The 19,177-nt window shown below is 57.0% G+C and carries 10 protein-coding genes, 1 tRNA gene, 3 rRNA genes and 1 pseudogene; 13 read left to right on the forward strand and 2 right to left on the reverse strand.

What is annotated here, in order from left to right; translation table 11 throughout:
• The 9 genes and pseudogenes from HMPREF9623_RS11710 to rpsR form a co-directional block, all read left to right on the forward strand.
• A pseudogene (locus tag HMPREF9623_RS11710) lies at positions 1 to 567 on the forward strand (InlB B-repeat-containing protein); the annotation flags it as partial.
• 155 nt (positions 568 to 722) lie between these two features.
• Complete coding sequence (locus HMPREF9623_RS10640; protein WP_009533868.1) at positions 723 to 7,130, forward strand: N-acetylmuramoyl-L-alanine amidase family protein; 6,408 nt, start codon at positions 723 to 725, stop codon at positions 7,128 to 7,130.
• Between the two features lie 307 nt (positions 7,131 to 7,437).
• On the forward strand, positions 7,438 to 8,310 hold the full coding sequence (locus HMPREF9623_RS10645; RefSeq protein ID WP_009533869.1) for a phosphoribosylaminoimidazolesuccinocarboxamide synthase: 873 nt from the start codon (positions 7,438 to 7,440) through the stop codon (positions 8,308 to 8,310).
• Positions 8,311 to 8,328: 18 nt separating this feature from the next.
• Entirely contained in the window at positions 8,329 to 9,324 is a 996-nt protein-coding gene (locus HMPREF9623_RS10650) for a DUF2156 domain-containing protein (RefSeq protein ID WP_009533870.1), read from the forward strand.
• Positions 9,325 to 9,386: 62 nt separating this feature from the next.
• On the forward strand, positions 9,387 to 10,424 hold the full coding sequence (locus HMPREF9623_RS11050) for a GNAT family N-acetyltransferase (RefSeq protein WP_009533871.1): 1,038 nt from the start codon (positions 9,387 to 9,389) through the stop codon (positions 10,422 to 10,424).
• Positions 10,425 to 10,460: 36 nt separating this feature from the next.
• On the forward strand, positions 10,461 to 11,210 hold the full coding sequence (locus tag HMPREF9623_RS10660; RefSeq protein ID WP_009533872.1) for an NAD-dependent protein deacylase: 750 nt from the start codon (positions 10,461 to 10,463) through the stop codon (positions 11,208 to 11,210).
• 126 nt (positions 11,211 to 11,336) lie between these two features.
• Positions 11,337 to 11,657 carry a 30S ribosomal protein S6 gene (gene rpsF / locus HMPREF9623_RS10665; RefSeq protein WP_009533873.1) on the forward strand — a complete coding sequence of 107 codons (321 nt, stop codon included), beginning with the start codon at positions 11,337 to 11,339 and terminating at the stop codon, positions 11,655 to 11,657.
• 18 nt (positions 11,658 to 11,675) lie between these two features.
• Positions 11,676 to 12,152: a single-stranded DNA-binding protein gene (locus tag HMPREF9623_RS10670; RefSeq protein WP_009533874.1), complete on the forward strand. Its 477-nt coding sequence runs from the start codon at positions 11,676 to 11,678 to the stop codon at positions 12,150 to 12,152.
• Positions 12,153 to 12,172: 20 nt separating this feature from the next.
• Positions 12,173 to 12,442: a 30S ribosomal protein S18 gene (rpsR, locus tag HMPREF9623_RS10675; protein ID WP_009533875.1), complete on the forward strand. Its 270-nt coding sequence runs from the start codon at positions 12,173 to 12,175 to the stop codon at positions 12,440 to 12,442.
• A 292-nt stretch (positions 12,443 to 12,734) separates the two neighbouring features.
• Here the strand turns inward: rpsR and HMPREF9623_RS10680 are convergent, their stop codons facing one another.
• Both HMPREF9623_RS10680 and HMPREF9623_RS10685 read right to left on the reverse strand, forming a co-directional pair.
• The gene (locus HMPREF9623_RS10680) at positions 12,735 to 13,589 is read right to left on the reverse strand and encodes a tRNA 2-thiocytidine(32) synthetase TtcA (RefSeq protein ID WP_009533876.1); all 855 of its coding nucleotides are present in this window, start codon (positions 13,587 to 13,589) and stop codon (positions 12,735 to 12,737) included.
• 22 nt (positions 13,590 to 13,611) lie between these two features.
• On the reverse strand, positions 13,612 to 14,721 hold the full coding sequence (locus tag HMPREF9623_RS10685; protein ID WP_009533877.1) for a cysteine desulfurase family protein: 1,110 nt from the start codon (positions 14,719 to 14,721) through the stop codon (positions 13,612 to 13,614).
• Between the two features lie 974 nt (positions 14,722 to 15,695).
• Between HMPREF9623_RS10685 and HMPREF9623_RS10690 the strand changes: the two genes are divergently transcribed.
• The 4 genes from HMPREF9623_RS10690 to HMPREF9623_RS10705 all read left to right on the forward strand — a co-directional run.
• Positions 15,696 to 17,226: ribosomal RNA gene (locus tag HMPREF9623_RS10690) — 16S ribosomal RNA — on the forward strand.
• A gap of 60 nt (positions 17,227 to 17,286) precedes the next feature.
• Positions 17,287 to 17,404: ribosomal RNA gene (rrf, locus tag HMPREF9623_RS10695) — 5S ribosomal RNA — on the forward strand.
• A gap of 6 nt (positions 17,405 to 17,410) precedes the next feature.
• Positions 17,411 to 17,483: transfer RNA gene (locus HMPREF9623_RS10700), tRNA-Ala, on the forward strand.
• Between the two features lie 187 nt (positions 17,484 to 17,670).
• A 23S ribosomal RNA gene (locus HMPREF9623_RS10705) occupies positions 17,671 to 19,177 on the forward strand; the annotation flags it as partial.

Here is a 19,177-nt window from a genome sequence, read left to right on the forward strand (position 1 = left end):
CTGCGCGGCGGCACAATCCCGACCGGCACAGGCAATCGCGTCTACCAGAACGGCGCGGAAGGCAACTGGGTCAACTTCGATGTCGCACAGCACGGCTGGTACTTTGATCTCGGCGCCGGAAAGAAGATCAGAGGCAGCTGGGCGGATATCGCCTATACTTACGGCGGTGAGACGAAGATTTACAGCTATCACTTCGACGCCGACGGTGTGATGGACAGCGGCTGGTGGAAGAACGATCAGGGCACCTGGTTCCACCTCTCGACCGTTCACGGCGGCTGGTTCGGTTCCATGGACAAGGGCTGGTACCATGACAGCGCGGACGGCAGATGGTATTACCTGAATCTCTTGACCGGTGCCATGCTGACCGGCTGGCAGCAGATCGACGGCGTCTGGTACTACTTCAATCCGGAGACATCGGCACCGACCTGGGAATGGGACAGCGAGACAAACCGCTGGGGCTATGCAAACCGCGGCGGCAGACCGTACGGTTCCATGTTTGCGGGCGAGAAGACGCCGGACGGCTACCATGTGGACGCCTCCGGTGCCTGGATTCGCGAGACACCGTAAGACCATCCTTTTCGCTTCACAAGAAGGGCTCCCTCCGGGGAGCTCTTTTTTTGCATTTTTACTGGACAAGTGCTGTATATCTGCTATAATTATTCATAATTTCTTAATTTTTTGTGAGGTGCCATTTGGAAAAACGAGTGTCAGGAGCAAGTTGGATGCGGAGAGCGGGGCGGTCCGCACTGAGTCTGGGGCTCAGCGCGGCGCTCGGACTGCTCTCTGTTTTTGTGCCCGCAGCGAGTCTTGAAGCACTGGCGGCCACGGAGTTGCAGCCTGCCGTGCCGGCGCTCCCGCAAAGCGGCGAGACCACGAACCACAGCATGACCTTTTCCTGGAAGGTGGGAAATGACGACCGCGAGCTGAGCCCGGCGTTGCGCTCAAGCCGCTATAACATTCTGGGAAAGAATGCGGACGGTTATGAGCCCGGCATTACGCTGGATTCGGACGGCTTGACAGCCGGAAACGGTGTGCCGCTCTACATCGTGATGCCGGACACAGATCAGGGTCCGGCGCCGTATCCGAAGCAGGTGGATACCACAACGGGGTCCGGCGGAACCGGCTACTGGCCGGGTGTTGCGGAAACCGACAGTCAGGGAAATACCTACTACATCGCAAAAATGGGGCAGAGAGCCTCGGAACTTGCGGGGGGCAATGTAGCGAATGGCGCGAATCAGAACCTGAGCGGCGCGGCGCTGGTTGCAAAGAACGGTGCGGTCGAGACCACGCGCTTCGGTCCTTCCGGGCGTTACCGCACGATTGAGACCCAGGTCGAGACCCGGATTGCGGGCCGTTATGTCTATGCCGACTACTACTTCTACGGGCGCGAGAATCTGCCGCCGGGCGGACAGAAATTCTATGTCGGCATGGCCTACGATCTCTCGGTTAATGACACCCCGATGACATATCCGGGGTTTTCGGGACAGTTCGCTTCGGGAGACGGTCGCACGAAAGATATGATCAGCACGGACCGCGGCTTTTATGCGAGAAAGAACGGTGACATTGCGACGGTGAACATTGTCCTCGACGATGCGACCCTCGGCACCTCGGCGCCGGGCAGCAAGTGGATCGGAGACTTCTCGAGGCGCCTACAGTACGCTTTTCACAGCGGCTATGACTCGGTCGCCGGGCATGATGCGTTGGGACGACCGTTCTATCAGTTCAACCCTCTCGGCAGCACTGCGGCAATGACAGGGCAATCCACCGAGGGGGAGGACCTCTCCCCGGCTTTCTCCTGGGAGTTGAATCTCCACCCAGGGGAGACCATCCATAAGCGTGTCGCCTACAGCTATGTCGAAGCCGCGATTTATGTCTCGAGCAGCGGTGTCGATGCGAACAGCGGTACTTTTGACCACCCGGTGCATAGTTTTGACCGGGCGCTGCAACTCGCAAAGGACAAAAATGCGGTCATCTACTTTGAAGACGACCAGGCGCTTGCCGCACCGCTCACCATCGATGCGAGCAAGGTGGGAACCAGAGGCAGTTTGACCCTAGCGAGCACGGATATGCACAATAATGCGACTTCGGTGAGCTTCGGAAGCGAGACCAAGACCATTGCGCCCGCGGCGGGCTACAGCGGGCCGCTGCTTGAGAATAACCAGAGCATGGTGCCGGTCGCGATTGAGGATCTTCGCTTTGCAAACGGCAGCGGTGACTTTATGTTAAAAAATACGGCGGGAACGCTCTCGCTCGGCGCAAAGACCGTGCTCGAGGGCGGCGGAAGCGGCGCGCTCGGCATCACCGGCGGCAGCGTTGAATTCGCCGCGAGCGGGGAGACGGGCAGGCAGTATCCGCTGACCATCCGGAATAACAACGCACATAAGGACACCGCGGTCACACCGGCGGTCTCCGAGGGCGCCGTGTACCTCGGTGCGGGCGGCAGCCTCACGGTCGGCGGCGCGGTGCAGCTGACCGGAAATCAAAATGCCGCAGGCAAGGCCGAGAATCTGTATCTCGCGGCGGGAAAAACGGTTGCGGTCAGCGCTTCGAACCCGCTGGATGCCTCTTCGACCATAGGCTTTACGACCGCCGTGCTGCCGACCGCGACAACGGATGTTCCGGTTGCGGTCAATGCCGACGGCGCGCTGGACCGCTTCGAAAAGGACAGTGCGGCGGTCGGCATCGTGAAAAAGAAGAGCGGCACGTCGATTGTTCTGCACGCGGTCACGCAAAAGCTGAACCGGAGCATCACGGACTTGTACGGCCTGCCGATTACCGGATCTCCGGTGCTCACGCCGCAGAGCTCCGACGAATTGGTCGGCAGCAATCTGACGGTCGCGGGACTTCCGGTCGCCGTGCAGAGCTTTGTGTCGGGTGGTACCCGCTATGTCTTTGACCACGCGGAACTCTCGGTTCCGCTCGGCAGTAGCGCAGCGCTGTCCGCGACGGACGGTACGCTCTCGAACTTTGTGATGCCGAATGACACGGTCAATCTCCAGTACCGCTACCGCGACGACATGGGCCGCATTGTCATTAACGGCAACGGCGGACTTCCGGGACTGAACTCGACGAACGGAATGGCGGGCGCACAGACTGTGGCGCCGCTGCCGACGCGCTACGGCTATGTGATCGAAAAACTGACCGAGAACGCGGACGGCACGGGTGCGTCTGTCACGGCCAATGCGGCGGGACAGTATCTCCTGACCTTCGTGTCGGGCATCAAGACCTATTATGTGCAGTGGAAGCCGGATCCGAGCATTCACTATCAGCTTTACGCGCAGTATATGAACGGCGACGGTTCGATTTTGTTCCATCAGACAGCGGCTGTGCCGATTACCTTCCAGACGGCGTTTACGGTCGGCAACAAGTCGATTCCGGGCTACCGGCTCTTGCCCGACCGGAACCTGTCCGAGGTCACACCGACCTCGCTGCAAAACATGGTCGGCGGCGTGGACACGAACTGGCAGACAAACGGCGACTATCGGGGCATCATGCCGAACCAGGATGTGGCGATTGCCTTCCACTATGTCCCGGGTAACGCGGAGAGCGACAAGTCGAACTTCACGATTGAATATCACACGGGCACGGCGGCAGCGCCGGGCGGTCTGGTGCCGGGCACAGCGCCGATTACGGTGCGCTATCTCCCGGAGACAGAGATCAGCCAGAGCCTCAGCCTGCCGACCGGTTATCAGGTCAACGGCAGCACGCCTTTCCGGGTCGTGCAGGGTGCTCAGCCGAGCCTGCCGACCGCGACCAACAATTTTGTCTCCGCGGTGCGGAATGTGGACATCACCGGCATGACTTTGACGGCCGAGATGCCGAACCAGGATGTAAAAATCGAGATTTATCTCGAGCCGGACGGCACCGGCGTCCCGTTTGTGATGAGCTTCCGGGATGCGGACAGTCTGGATCCCGCGCTGCAGGTCTTAAAACCGCAGCAGATTTCGAACCGGCCGATCGGCGCGGCGTTCACCGAGACCTTCCCGCAGATTTACGGCTATCGCTATAGCGCGACGGAGCCCGGCTTTAGCGATGCGCCCGCGGGGAGCGGCACTGTCAGCGTGAGCGGCAATGCGCAGAGCTATACGGCGACCATGCCGGGCGGCGAGCTGGACTTGAATCTCGATTATCACCGTGATAGCAGTCAGTGGGTGAAGGTAAGCTACCTGCCCGGGGCACACGGCAGCCTCACGGCGACCGAGGCGTCGGCGGATGTAAAGACCGACACAGCCGGTCAGCTCTACGCGGAAGTGCTTCGCGCCGGAAGTGCGGCGACCGAGGGCTACACCTTTGCGGATATCAAGGCAAAGCGACTGGTACCGGCTGTCACGGTCAGCGAGAGTCCCTACTACGACTTTGCGGGCTGGATTGTGAACGACAACGGCAACGGAACGCTCGACGCAGGCGAAACCCTTGCGGCCGATACCGACAGGTTTACGACCGACACGGTGCTCACAGCGTACTACCGGGAGAATCCGGCCTACTGGATTGATGTCGCGATTGCGCCCTATAACAGCAACACGCTGCCGGTGCCGGGCATGCGCCTGCAGTACCATGTCAAGAAGGACAGCCTCTTCGGCAGCATCCGAGCGAGCGCCGACGCCGCGTTTACCGGCATCGCGAACTATGTGCGCGAGGACTGGTATGCGGGCAATGGCAGCAAGGCGGATATCTCGACGGTTCTGCAAAACGGGGAGACCTATCGGCTCAGATATGTGAAGAATCCGATTGTCTTTGGTCTCCCGGCGCAGGATGTGGATGCGGTCGGCGGCCTGCTCTCCGACAACACGGGGCGCGTGACAGTCTTCGACACCAAGCCCGGCTATCAGTACATTCTGACCGATCCTTCGGGCGCGGTGCTCGACATTGTGCCGGGCTCGATTGCGGGACGCAGTTACTTTGACAACCGGACACCGGGCGAACAGCTCGTGGTCTATGAGGCGACGGGAGATGTCACCGTGCAGCCGGGCGATGCGATTGCGACCGTCATCGCGGCACATCCGGCGGCGCCGCACGCAAAGGTCGGACCGGGACATCCGGTCAGTATCCCGCTGCCGAATCAGAATCCGGACCCGGATGCGGTCGAAGTGCTGAAGTTCATGCTTCAGACCTATGCGGGCGAGATTCAGACGATTGCGGCGCGGGCGGTCAACGGAAGCTTTGACAGCGACGCGCACGCGGGCGAGACCGTGGAACTGAACGCGCCGCTTGTCAACGCCGCGGGAGCGGCATTCAAGGGCTGGCGCGTCGTCGCGGGATATATCCCGGATGTGACTTTCCAACCGGGACAGGCAGTTGTGCAATTTACAATGCCGGCGAGCAACCTCGTGCTGGAAGCAGAGTATGAGGCAGGGCTGGGCACGGATGCAACAGTCAGCGACGAGAGCCGCAACGCGGCAAAGGGCGAGTTTTCGCTGGTGCCGGATGAGAAGGCGAGGCTATCGGCGCTGCTCACCACGCCGGAGGACCGCGTCCTCTCGGGCGTGAACGGCGCGAAGGTCGAATATCGCACGGTCTACAGCAAGAGAGAGGTGCCGCAGACCGCATCGAACGCGTTAAAAACCGTCAGTATTGCGGGCACGCAGCATCCGGACGCCTATACGGCGGCCTTTGAATTAAAGACCGACATCGAGCGCTATGTGGACGGCAGAAAAGTCAACGCGACGCCCTCGAATGCGACCTTTGAGACCTATGTGCAGCTCGAAAACAGGGATAATGACATGCTCGACTACGAGCTCTTCGAGGAGCAACCGGGCGGCGGCTATGTCGGTGTCGCGCTGCAGACCTTATCCGGCAACGTCGAGGAAAACGGCGGCTTGTTCCGTTTCACCGCGAAGGCAGGTACCCGCTATTACCTCGTCTACTCGAAGGCGTATCGCCTGACATTTGTCAACGAGGCGCCGAATGCGGTGCAGCCGCGCTATCGCTTCAAGGTGCGGCGCGGAGAAGCTGCCGAGGACAGCGACTATGCGGGCAGCGATGCGCTTGGCGGCCTCGTAGATCCGGATCCCTATGCGGTCGATACCGACGGCGTCGAATATCGCCTGCATGCGGCCCCGGTCTGGAGCAGGCGGAATGACCGCTACCTCGGCTTTGACCTCGGCACGCCGGTGCGAAAGCCTCTCACACTCTACGCATATTATGAAAACAACCGCGCGGAGCTGAACGATACGAGACGGCAGCTCGACGAGGCGACCCGCCGTGCAATCCGCATTGCGGACGACTTCTTCTTAAAGCGGCGGGAGACCGCGGATCTCGTAAACGGCGTGCACGGCGTCGCAGGCAGACCGGAGCTCTACGGCATCCGCGATGCGCTGGCGGTGCTCGAGCGGACAGCGCCGCGCGCAAGTCTCGCGGAGCTGCAGGCGGCGCTCAACTCCATCCTGCAGACGCTCGCGCAGTACGACGATATTCTGAATCCGCGCTACCGGCACTACGACGCGCAGCAGAATAACAATCTGTCGGGCGGCAGCAGCGGCGGCAACGGCCGGGGCAACGGCGGTCGCAGCGCCGGCGGCGGCAACGGAAGCGCAAGCTTCAATACGGCCGGCAGTCCGAAGTTTCTCGGCGGCGAGCCCTTTGTTGCGGACTACGAGAAGAGCTACGCGGTCGGCACGAACGGTAAATGGGAGCTTGTAAATCCAACGCAGCACGAGTGGATTTTCACCTTAAACGGCGGTATGCGCCTCGCAAACCGCTGGGGAAAACTGGTTTACAACTACGGCGATCACACCGAGACCCACTGGTATCACTTCGGGCAGCACGGCATCATGGACTTCGGCTGGTACCGCGACGAGGCGATGAACTGGTACTATCTCGACCGGAATCACGACGGCTTCTTCGGCAGAATGCAGACCGGCTGGCACCTCGACGACTTTGATCAGTGCTGGTACTATTTCGACGAGAGCAGCGGAGTCATGCAGACCGGCTGGCAGGAACTCGGCGGCAAGTGGTATTACTTCGCGCCGACTGCGAGCGCCGAGACCTATGAGTATGATGCGGTCAGCGAGCGCTGGTACTACAAGGACAATGCGACGGTGCGTCCCTACGGCTCCATGTACCGGAATGAAGCGACACCGGACGGCTACCGGGTCGATGCCACGGGCGCCTGGATTCCCGGCGCGCGATGAAATAAAAGAAATAGAAGCAGGACAGGGAGAAACACTCTCTGTCCTGCTTTTTTGGCGGAAGACAATCCGCCGCGGCATTTACCTGCCGAAAGAGCATACTTGATATGGCAAACAGAGGGGCCGCGCCCTCTGCTTTGAATGAACTGTGTTACTGATTTGTTACCGGAAGGCGCGGTATTGCGGCAAAAAACGGTAATTTTAAGATTGTACTTTCCGGGTTTTACAAGGTTTCTGCGGCATGTACAAGCTGTGTGCTTTGTGATACGATAGCGCATAGTAGTCTTCGATTGACAGAGGAGGAATCAATATGCAGGAGTACAGACCGGTAAAAGAGGGAAAAGTGCGCGAGATTTACGATGTCGGAGAGGGTCTTGTGATGGTCGCAACCGATCGCATTTCCGCGTTTGATGTGATTTTGAAGAATCGCATCACCGACAAGGGCGCAGTGCTCACGCAGCTGTCCCGTTTCTGGTTTGAATATACCAAGGATGTCATGCCGAACCACATGATCAGCACGGACACGGCGGATATGCCGGAGTTCTTCCGGACGCCGGAATTCGAGCGCCGCAGCATGCTCTGCAAGAAGCTCACAATGCTGCCGATTGAGTGCATTGTCCGCGGCTATATCACGGGCAGCGGCTGGGAGAGCTATAAGAAGAACGGAACGGTCTGCGGCATTCAGCTCCCGGCCGGCTTACAGGAGTCCGAGCAGCTGCCGGAGCCGATTTTTACCCCGAGCACCAAGGCGGAGATCGGTGATCACGACGAGAACATCGACTTTGCGCGCTGCGTCGAGGTGCTCGGGAAGGCATTTCCGGGCAAGGGCAGAGAGTATGCGGAGATTATCCGCGATAAGACGCTGGCGCTCTATCGCCTCTGCGCGGACTATGCAAAGACCAGGGGTATCATTATTGCGGACACGAAGTTCGAGTTCGGTCTCAATGAGGCGGGTGAGGTTGTCCTTGCAGACGAGATGCTGACCCCGGATTCCTCGCGATTCTGGCCGCTCGAGGGCTATGCGCCGGGCAAGTCCCAGCCGTCGTTTGACAAGCAGTTTGTGCGCGACTGGCTGAAGGCGAATCCGGACAGCGACTACAAGCTCCCGCAGGATGTCATTGACAAGACCATCGCAAAGTACAAGGAAGCGTATGCGATGCTCACGGGAAAGGAGTTAGACTGAAGCACTGCTTCGGGCGTTATGGATTGTAAGAAGGAAAGTCAGCCGGAGTTTCATCATTTTCACGCGGGCGATGTGGCGCGCTATGCAAAGTTCTATGAGCTGCGCTCCAATCTCACCTCGGACAGCACGCCGCTCGAGAGCTTTCTCTGGAGAAAGTATTTTGACGCGCGGGCCGCGGTTTTGAGAGACGGCGAGCGGGAACTCGGCCTGCTCTGGCTCTACGGCACCGAGGACGAGCCTTATGCGGCGATGCCGCTCGCGCGGGAGGAGGATCTGCCCGCATGTTTTGCAGCGCTACAGCGGTATTTTCGCGAGGTGCTGAAAAAGCCGCTCATTGTGAAACTCGCGGATGAGGGCGCCGTGCGCGCACTGCAGCTGCCGGAGGATCAGTATCTGGTCGAGGAAGAGGAGAATGCGGCCGATTATCTCTATGACGGCAACGCGCTTCGCGCGCTCTCGGGCAGAAAACTCCACAAGAAAAAAAACCACTACAATAACTTTATCAAGAACTACGGCGAGCGCTATACCTACCGTCCGCTGGAGCCGGGCGACCACGAGGCTGTGCTTCGCTTCCTCGAAAAGTGGCGGGACGGCAAGGGAGATGAGGTCGAAGACCACTTGGACCGCGAGGTCGAAGGCATTCATGATCTTCTGAATCACGGCGAAGAGCTGGATCTCGGAAAAAGTGTCAGCACCGGCGCGATTCTGATTGACGGCGAGCTCGCGGCCTTTTCGGTCGGCAGCCTGAACCGGCGCGACAACATGGCGGTCATTCACATCGAAAAGGCAAATCCGGAGATTGACGGCCTCTATCAGGCTATCAACAAAGAGTTTCTGTGCCACGCCTTTCCGGAGGCGGCCATCATTAACCGCGAGGACGATGTCGGTCTGGAGGGACTGCGGAAATCGAAGCAGAGCTACTATCCCTGTGGATTTGCAAAGAAATATCTGATTCTGGAGCGAAAGGGCGCGGATTTGAGCGACCGGCAGATTCAGGCAGAGATGCAATACTAAAAAAGAACGAAGATCTGTCCGCGTCGGGCAGATCTTTTTTGACAAGGAGAGGGAAAAAGTGCATGCAAGTCAAGAAGTTGGAACAGACGGAAAAGGAGCGCACGCGGAAGCTCTATGAGGAGGCTTTTCCGGAGGACAGCGCGCGCATGCGGGATTTTTATTATGCGTCGCGCATGCGGGAAAATACGGTCTATGTCATAGAGAACGAGCAGGAGGTCGAAGGAATGCTCTGCCTGAACCCCTGTCGGGTGCGGTTCGGGAGAGAAGAACTGACACTCTCCTATATTGTCGCGGTGGCAACGGGGCAGAAGTACAGGCGGCGCGGTATCATGCGGCGTATCCTCACCGAGGCGCTCCGGGAGGAGTATGCGGCCGGCAAACCCTTTGTGTTTCTTGAGCCCGCGAACCCCGCCTACTATACGCCGTTTCAGTTTGCCTATGCCTCGCGGCGGGAAAAACGCATTCTAAAAAACGATGCCTGCTATCACTGCCGCGCGGTGGATGTCGGAGACGAGAGCCTGTTAAACGAGTTGTCCGCCTGCTGTAACGCGATACTCGCGGAGAAGTATGATATTTTCTGTCTGCGAAGCCCCGACTACCTGCGCCGCGTGTGCGGCGAAGTGTCCGCGGGAGAAGGACGGGTGCTGTCTGTCCGGGAGAGACAGGCGAGCGGCGGTGAAAAGCTGATCGGGATGGAGGTCTTTGACTATCCGGATACACGGGAACAGGATGCCCGCGTCGTATTGCCGGATGCGGCGACCCTGAAATGCTGCGGCACCGAGCCCTTTATTATGGCGCGCATTCTCTCGCTCCCCGCCTTTTTTGCGGGCATTTCGCTCCGGGAGGAAGTTGCGGCGGAGGAGCGGAAGTTTTTCTTTTCGCTGAAAGATCCGCTGATTGCGGAGAACAACGGCGTCTTTTTGCTGCGCGCGACCAAGCGGGGAAGTTTTGTGGAGCGGCTGTCGGCAGAGACAGAGCGGCGGCAGCATGTCACGGCGCTCACGCCGGAAGAACTGGTCACCGTATTTTTCGGCATGCAGCGCGCGCCCTGGGCAGAGGAGTTGACATCATACAGGGCCTATTTTGACGAAGAAATGTGAGAAGCGGATTGCCGGAGCGGCAGAGGGGAGAGGTAGATGGAACAGACAGAATATCAGGAACAGCTGCGTGAGCTCGCACAGTGGATTTCGAAGAGTCGGCGCATTGTCTTTTTCGGCGGCGCGGGTGTCTCGACCGAGAGCGGGATTCCGGATTTTCGCTCGGCGGACGGACTCTATGCGGAGAAGCGGCGTTATCCGCCGGAGCAGATTGTGAGCCACAGTTTCTTTCTGGCGCACACGGAGCAGTTCTATGATTTCTATAAGGAAAGAATGCTCTATCCGGACGCAGAGCCGAACGCCGCGCACCTGGCGCTCGCCGCGCTCGAGCGGCAGGGAAAACTCAGCGCGGTGATTACCCAGAATATCGACGGGCTGCACGAGAAGGCCGGGAGCAAACGGGTATTGCCGCTCCACGGAACGGTCTTGAAAAACCACTGCTTGCGCTGCGGAAAGTTTTATTCCCTGGCAGAGCTGCTATCGCGCCCCGGCACAGTACCGCACTGCGACTGCGGCGGCATCATCAAGCCGGATGTGGTGCTCTATGAGGAAGCGCTGGACAGTGCCCTGCTCACCGAAGCGGCGCGTCGCATCGCAGAAGCGGATCTTTTGATTGTCGGCGGGACCTCGCTCGCGGTCTATCCGGCGGCGGGACTCCTGCGCTATTTCGGCGGACGTCATCTGGTCGTCATCAACCGCAGCGCAACGCCGGCAGACCGGGATGCGGATTTGGTCATACAGGCGCCGATCGGAGAGGTGCTATCAAAGGCCCTGGAAGAGGCACGCTGAAGCGCGACTTTTACAGTATTTGCGCTTGCAAAGCGGCTTAAAATCAGGTAAACTTAGTTACCGTGACATTATATCCTTGCTTCCGGACGTGACCGGAGGCCGGAGACCAAAAGGAGGAAGAGCGAAATGAACAAATACGAATTGACGCTTGTTCTGAACGGAAAGCTCGAGGAAGAGGAGAAGGCAGCTGCGCTGGAGAAGGCGCAGGGCTACATCACCCGCTTCAACGGCACTGTGACGAACGTCGACGACTGGGGTAAGAAGAGATTTGCTTACGACATCCAGAAGATGAAGGAAGGCTTCTACTACTTCATCAAGTTCGAGTCCGAGGATGCATCCACGCCGAACGAGCTGGAAGCAAGCCTTCGCATTTTCGAGCCGGTCGTGAGATATCTGATCGTCAGAGACGAAGTTGTCGAGCAGCCCGCACAGGAAGCAGCAGAATAATTCAGAAAGAGTGATTGTATGAACAAAGTCGTTTTGATGGGAAGACTGACGAGAGATCCGGAAGTTCGCTATTCGAGCGGCGAGAAGTCCATGGCGATTGCGCGTTACACCCTTGCGGTGGACCGCAGAGGCAGACGCGGAAACAGCAACGGCGAGCAGACAGCGGATTTTATCCCCTGTGTTGCCTTTGACCGGGCGGCGGAGTTCGCGGAGAAGTATTTCCGGCAGGGAATGCGCGTGCTGGTGTCCGGCAGAATTCAGACCGGCAGCTACACGAACCGCGAGGGCCAGAAAGTTTATACAACCGAAGTGATTTTGGAAGATCAGGAATTCGCCGACAGCAAGGGCGCTGGCAACGGCGGAAACGGAAATTATAACAGCGCCCCGCAGACAGGCTATGCGGAGGAGAGAAGACCGAGCCCGCAGAACGCCAGCACCGAGGGATTCATGAATATCCCGGACGGCGTCGAAGACGAAGGACTGCCGTTTAACTAAAGAGATAGGGGGACAAGATCATGCCTTTTAACAGAAGTGACAGACCGGAAGGACAGAGAAGCAGACGTCCGGGCGGCATGCGCAGAAGAAGAAAAGTTTGTGTGTTTTGTGCAGAGGGCGCAAAGCCGATCGACTATAAGGATGTCGCAACGCTGAAGAAGTACATCTCCGAGAGAGGTAAGATTCTTCCGCGCCGCATCACCGGAAACTGCGCGCGTCACCAGAGAGCGCTCACGCTCGCAATCAAGAGAGCGCGCCACATCGCTCTGCTGCCGTACCAGGTGGACTAAGCCACAGGCGCAATACGAGAAATCGGAAGGGAGTTCCCGCGAGGGGGCTCCCTTTTTGCGCGCGCCGGAAACTGCGTGCGTCACCGGAGAACGCGCACGCTCGCAATCAAGAGAGCACGCCACATCACTCTGCTGCCGTACCGGGTAGACTAAGCCGCAGGCGCAATACGAGAAATCGAAAGGGAGTTCCCGCGAGGGGACTCCCTTTTTGTGTGCACCGGAAACTGTGCGCGTCACCGGAGAACACGCAAAAAAAGAATTCCTCACTGCACGCGGTGGGGGATTCCGGTATTTATTCTCCGCGTCTCGCTTCATAGTCCTCGAGGAAGCTGTGGTCGCCGTCGCTCTTCCGGATGCCGGGAAAGGTTTCGGTGCAGACTGCGTGAATCGCGTTAAAAATACTTTTTTCAATGTCGGGATTGGTCTGCTTTAAGTGGCGCAGCAGAATCTTGACTTCCTGGCGCTTGCTGCCGCCGCCGCCGTTGTCGCAGATGGTGCAGTTTTCGGTGAAACGGCAGGCGCACTGGATGAAGGAGAGCTCGTTGTAGCGCCGCCAGGCGATGATATCGTCCTCGCGTATGCAGTACATCGGACGTATCAGTTCCATGCCCTCAAAGTTCTGCGAGTGCAGCTTCGGCATCATGCCCTGCAGTTGGGAACTGTAGAACATGGCCATCACGGTGGTCTCGATCACATCGTTTAAGTGGTGGCCGAGCGCAATTTTGTTGCAGCCGAGGTCCTTGGCTTTCCGGTAGAGGTGGCCGCGGCGCATGCGGGCACAGAGATAACAGGGGTGCTCGTCGGCATTGTTCGCGACATCAAAGATGTCGGTCTCGAAAATCGTAATCGGGATATTCAAGAGTTTTGCGTTGCTCTCGATCTTCGCGCGGTTCATCTCGTTGTAGCCCGGATCCATCACGAGGTAGATGACCTCGAAGGGAACATCGCTGTGACGGTGCAGTTCTTGGAAGAGCTTGGCCATCAGCATGGAATCCTTGCCGCCCGAGATGCAGACCGCGATTTTATCGCCGGGTTCCACAAGGGCATAGCGCTTTACGGCGGCAATAAAGGGGTTCCAGAGCTGCTTTCTGTATTTTTTGATGATGCTGCGCTCGGCAATTTGATAGGGCAGAAGTTCTCGTGCCATGGTAGTCCTTTCTGGTAAGCGGTCAATGCAGGAGAGGAGCGAGTGCCCCGAGCAGGGCATCGAGTTCCTCGCGGGTGGTCAGGTGGCTTAGGCTCAGGCGAAAGGAGGCGAGCGCATTCTTCCGGGAGCGGCTCACGGCAAAGACGGCGCGGCTCGGCAGAGCGTCCGTTGAACAGGCGGATTTCACGGAGATGCAGATATCGGACAGAGCGAGTGCTGCCTGAACGGCCGCGCCCCTAAGTCCCGCGATGCTGAGATTCAGAATGTGCGGAACGGCAGTCGTCGGGCTGTTGACGGTGACTTTCGCTTTCCCTTTGAGGGCCGCGCGGAGATACACATTGTGTGCGGCGACAAGGTCGTAGCGGGCGGCTTCTTCGGCGAGCGCAAGTTCTAGCGCTGTCTCCAGCGCGCGAATTTCGGCGAGTGCCGGTGTGCCGCTCCGGTAAGGTGAATCGCTCTCGCCGCCGTGAAGCTGGGGGTAGAGCGGGATGCCTTTCTTCTTATATAGAACGCCGCTGCCGACCAGACCGTAAAACTTGTGCGGGGCAAAGCTCACACTGTCGGCGACGGAAAAATCGACCGGGACTTTGCCCATGGCCTGGGTTGCATCCACGTGAAAGTGACAGTCCGGGAAGTGCCGGATCAGCGCGGCGGCCTCGGCGAGCGGCTGCAAGGTGCCGAGTTCGCTGTCGACTGCGGAGAGCGACACGAGGCAGGTATCCTTCCTGAGTAGAGAAGAGAGCGCGTTCAGATCAATGCAGCCGCTCGGCAGAATGGGGAGCAGATCAATCTCATAGCCGACTTCCTGCAGATAGCTGAGGGTTGCGCTGACGGAGGGATGCTCGAGCGCGGTGCTGATGATGTGACGGCCGACATGGCGGCGGGCCGCCGTGCTGCCGAGCAGCGCGAGATTGTTGGCTTCGGTGGCGCCGGAGGTAAAAATCAATTCTTCCGGCAATATGCGAAGCAACGCCGCAATATGTGCCCGCGCGTCGGCAAGTGCTTTTGCGGCGGCCTGCCCGGCGGGATGTCTGGAATTCGGATTGCCGGGGTAATCGAGACTTGCGCGGAGAAAGGCCTCGGCGACGCGGGGGTCGGCCGGGGTATTTGCGCTGTAATCGAGATAAATCATAAAAACCTCCCAAAAGAGTACAGAAAAACATTCTAGCATGCGGCTCTAAGCGGTGCAAGGCGACCCGGGCGGAATGGGGAAAAAGGGAGAAAGAGAGAGGCTCCGACAAAGGCTTGCGCGGGATGAGGAGGTGAGATTTATCCTATACATATACATAGAGAAGCGGGAAAAAGAGGATGGGGAGATGAGAGGAGGGGAGAGGCAATAGGCGGATTTAGAAGTGCCCGGAGAAGTGAAGCAATAGAGTTTAAGAAGCAATGAGAGCGCGGGAGCGGTGACACGGGAATGAGAACCTGGATAAACCGCAAAACAGAGAAGAAAGCGGAATCGAAAGAATGCGGTGTGTAAGCAATGATTCGGGAGGTAAAAGGCGAGGGGGAATGGGGAATAGCGAGACAGATCGCTTAGAGACGAAAGCTCAGCTTATGAAATAAGAGAGCGGATAAGAAAAGCGCTGTGGCACAAAATAGCGATAAAACGGCAACACAGAGGTGCGCCTCAAAAAAACACGGAAACTGTCTTCTCGACAAGCTGTGCGCTTTTCGCGTGTCAGACAGAGATTGTTTCTATATTGTGGTATACTCTTTCCGGGCCGTGGCGAATCTCCCACTGTGGTGCTGTGTGCTGGCTTCATCGTACCACGAGTTCGTCGGCAGCTCTTTTTGATTGTTCCGGTTCATCTTACAATCATCCGAGAACGAAAAAATAAAAAAAGTAAAAAGTTCTTGTTGACAGTTCGGAACAGGTCTGCTATATTATGAAAGTCCCGCGAGTGAGCGGAGCAAGAACCTTGAAAATCAAAGATCAGACAGTACAAACAACCCTGAAATCTCTGTGAAAACAGAGGGCTCACGGACATCTTTCGAATGTGCCCGCGAGCTTCCAAAAGAATTTCAAAAAAGAACCAAACCAAGTAATAACGGGTAAAATAACTGAGAAAGACCAACGTTATTTTGACCGGAACGAACAAACTTAAATTTGAGAGTTCGATCCTGGCTCAGGATGAACGCTGGCGGCGTGCTTAACACATGCAAGTCGAACGAGAAGTGGAGACGGAAACCTTCGGGCGGAAGACTTTATTTCGAGTGGCGGACGGGTGAGTAACGCGTGGGTAACCTGCCTCATACAGGGGAATAACAGTTGGAAACGACTGTTAATACCGCATAAGACCACAGCACCGCATGGTGCGGGGGTAAAAACTCCGGTGGTATGAGATGGACCCGCGTTCGATTAGCCAGTTGGCGGGGTAACGGCCCACCAAAGCGACGATCGATAGCCGATCTGAGAGGATGACCGGCCACATTGGGACTGAGACACGGCCCAAACTCCTACGGGAGGCAGCAGTGGGGAATATTGCACAATGGGGGAAACCCTGATGCAGCGACGCCGCGTGAGTGAAGAAGTATTTCGGTATGTAAAGCTCTATCAGCAGGGAAGAAAATGACGGTACCTGAGTAAGAAGCCCCGGCTAACTACGTGCCAGCAGCCGCGGTAATACGTAGGGGGCAAGCGTTATCCGGATTTACTGGGTGTAAAGGGAGCGCAGACGGCTCTGCAAGTCTGAAGTGAAAGCCCGCGGCTTAACCGCGGGACTGCTTTGGAAACTGCAAAGCTTGAGTATCGGAGGGGCAGGCGGAATTCCTAGTGTAGCGGTGAAATGCGTAGATATTAGGAAGAACACCGGTGGCGAAGGCGGCCTGCTGGACGAAAACTGACGTTGAGGCTCGAAGGCGTGGGGAGCAAACAGGATTAGATACCCTGGTAGTCCACGCGGTAAACGATGAATACTAGGTGTTGGTGCCCGAAGGGCATCGGTGCCGTCGCAAACGCAATAAGTATTCCACCTGGGGAGTACGTTCGCAAGAATGAAACTCAAAGGAATTGACGGGGACCCGCACAAGCAGTGGAGCATGTGGTTTAATTCGAAGCAACGCGAAGAACCTTACCAAATCTTGACATCCTTCTGACCGCACCGTAATGAGTGCTTTCCTTCGGGACAGGAGTGACAGGTGGTGCATGGTTGTCGTCAGCTCGTGTCGTGAGATGTTGGGTTAAGTCCCGCAACGAGCGCAACCCCTATTGCCGGTAGCCAGCAGGTAAAGCTGGGCACTCCGGCGAGACTGCCCGGGATAACCGGGAGGAAGGCGGGGATGACGTCAAATCATCATGCCCCTTATGATTTGGGCAACACACGTGCTACAATGGCGTAAACAAAGAGAAGCGAGAACGCGAGTTTAAGCAAAGCTCAGAAATAACGTCTCAGTTCGGACTGCAGTCTGCAACTCGACTGCACGAAGCCGGAATTGCTAGTAATCGCGAATCAGCATGTCGCGGTGAATACGTTCCCGGGTCTTGTACACACCGCCCGTCACACCATGGGAGTCAGCAACGCCCGAAGTCAGTGACCCAACCTTAGGGAGGGAGCTGCCGAAGGCGGGGCGGATAACTGGGGTGAAGTCGTAACAAGGTAGCCGTATCGGAAGGTGCGGCTGGATCACCTCCTTTCTAAGGAAAAAGTAAGGGTTGCTTGTGCTGTCTGGTTTTTGATCAAAGGTTCACCGGATTTCCGGTGTCGATGCGTCTTCTTGAAACACCCGTTCCCATCCCGAACACGACGGTTAAGAGGAAGACGGCCGAAGGTACTATGCTGGTAACGGTATGGGAGAATAGGCGGGCGCCGGATTATTATGGGGGTGTAGCTCAGTTGGGAGAGCACCTGCCTTGCAAGCAGGGGGTCAAGAGTTCGAATCTCTCCATCTCCACTTTGCACCTTGAAAATCGCATACAGAATGAATATTCAATTTTAGAATATCTAGACATCCGAGGTAATACGACGAAAGTCGTATCCAATAGATGTGACGGAAGTCATGTCTATGATTAAATAATACGTAACTCTGTGAGAGCAGAGTTGACCAACCCGCATGTTCTTACGCTAGAGAGCATGTAAGAGGTTAAACAAAAAAGAGCGTAGGGCGGATGCCTTGGCACTAAGAGCCGATGAAGGACGTGATAAGCTGCGATAAGCTGCGGGGAAGAGCAAATATCTATTGATCCGCAGATTTCCGAATGGGGAAACCTACTGCAGAAGAGCTGCAGTGACTGTGCGTGAATCCATAGCGTACAGCCGGGAACCCGCTGAACTGAAACATCTAAGTAGGCGGAGGAAGAGAAAACAACAGTGATTCCGTAAGTAGCGGCGAGCGAACGCGGAAGAGCCCAAACCGCAGTGCGTGCACTGCGGGGTTCGGACTGCACACGGGAATTGAATCGTTACCGGAAAGACTTTGGAACAGTCTGCCAGAGAGGGTGAAAGCCCCGTACGGGAAAACGAGTTAAGACCCAGCAGGATCCAGAGTACCACGAGACACGTGAAACCTTGTGGGAAGGCGGGGGGACCACCCCCTAAGGCTAAATACTACTTAGTGACCGATAGTGCATAGTACTGTGAAGGAAAGGTGAAAAGGACCCCGGGAGGGGAGTGAAAAAGAACCTGAAACCCTATGTTTACATGCAGTGGAAGTGCGATACATGAACGCACAACCGCGTACTTTTTGTAGAACGGTCCGGCGAGTTGCCGGTGCTGGCAAGGTTAAGGACTACAGGTCCGGAGCCGAAGGGAAACCGAGTCTTAATAGGGCTTACAGTCAGCATCGGCAGACCCGAAACCGGGTGATCTATCCATGTCCAGGTTGAAGTCCCCGTAAAAGGGGATGGAGGACCGAACACACATCCGTTGAAAAGGGTGGTGATGAGGTGTGGATAGGGGAGAAATTCCAATCGAACCCGGAGATAGCTGGTTCTCCTCGAAATAGCTTTAGGGCTAGCCTCGACTTAGTCAGACGGAGGTAGAGCACTGAATTCCTGAGGGGGCGTCAAAGCCTGCCAAGGGATATCAAACTGCGAATGCCGTCCTGATGATGGTCGGGAGTCAGACTGCACGAGATAAGTTGGGCAGTCAAAAGGGAAAGAGCCCAGACCTACAGCTAAGGTCCCAAAATACGTGTTAAGTGGAAAAGGATGTGGGATTTCGAAGACAGCTAGGATGTTGGCTTAGAAGCAGCCACACATTCAAAGAGTGCGTAATAGCTCACTAGTCGAGAGGTCCTGCGCCGAAAATTTCCGGGGCTAAAACACGATACCGAAGCTTAGGAATGTAGTAATACATTGGTAGAGGAGCAATCTCAGAGTGCCGAAGCGCTACCGCAAGGAAGCGTGGAGTTCTGAGAAGAGAGAATGCCGGAATGAGTAGCGAGAATGATGTGAGAATCATCATGGCCGAATATCCAAGGATTCCAGGGTAAAGCTGATCTGCCCTGGGTAAGTCGGGACCTAAGGCGAGGGAGAGATCCGTAGTCGATGGACAGCAGGTTCATATTCCTGCACCTGACATGATCAGAACTGTGGGGACACAGGAACAAAACCGGACCCGGGAGAGCAAAGACCGGGCGAAGCGAAG

Origin of the sequence: Stomatobaculum longum (genome assembly GCA_000242235.1) — a bacterium.
Classification (GTDB): domain Bacteria; phylum Bacillota; class Clostridia; order Lachnospirales; family Lachnospiraceae; genus Moryella; species Moryella longum.

Coding starts and splice junctions, on each gene's coding strand:
- HMPREF9623_RS10680 (WP_009533876.1), bottom strand. CDS start 13,589: ATGGCACGAGAACTTCTGCCCTATCAAATTGCCGAGCGCAGCATCATC.
- HMPREF9623_RS10650 (WP_009533870.1), top strand. CDS start 8,329: ATGGATTGTAAGAAGGAAAGTCAGCCGGAGTTTCATCATTTTCACGCG.
- HMPREF9623_RS10660 (WP_009533872.1), top strand. CDS start 10,461: ATGGAACAGACAGAATATCAGGAACAGCTGCGTGAGCTCGCACAGTGG.
- rpsR (WP_009533875.1), top strand. CDS start 12,173: ATGCCTTTTAACAGAAGTGACAGACCGGAAGGACAGAGAAGCAGACGT.
- HMPREF9623_RS10645 (WP_009533869.1), top strand. CDS start 7,438: ATGCAGGAGTACAGACCGGTAAAAGAGGGAAAAGTGCGCGAGATTTAC.
- HMPREF9623_RS10670 (WP_009533874.1), top strand. CDS start 11,676: ATGAACAAAGTCGTTTTGATGGGAAGACTGACGAGAGATCCGGAAGTT.
- HMPREF9623_RS10640 (WP_009533868.1), top strand. CDS start 723: ATGCGGAGAGCGGGGCGGTCCGCACTGAGTCTGGGGCTCAGCGCGGCG.
- rpsF (WP_009533873.1), top strand. CDS start 11,337: ATGAACAAATACGAATTGACGCTTGTTCTGAACGGAAAGCTCGAGGAA.
- HMPREF9623_RS10685 (WP_009533877.1), bottom strand. CDS start 14,721: ATGATTTATCTCGATTACAGCGCAAATACCCCGGCCGACCCCCGCGTC.
- HMPREF9623_RS11050 (WP_009533871.1), top strand. CDS start 9,387: ATGCAAGTCAAGAAGTTGGAACAGACGGAAAAGGAGCGCACGCGGAAG.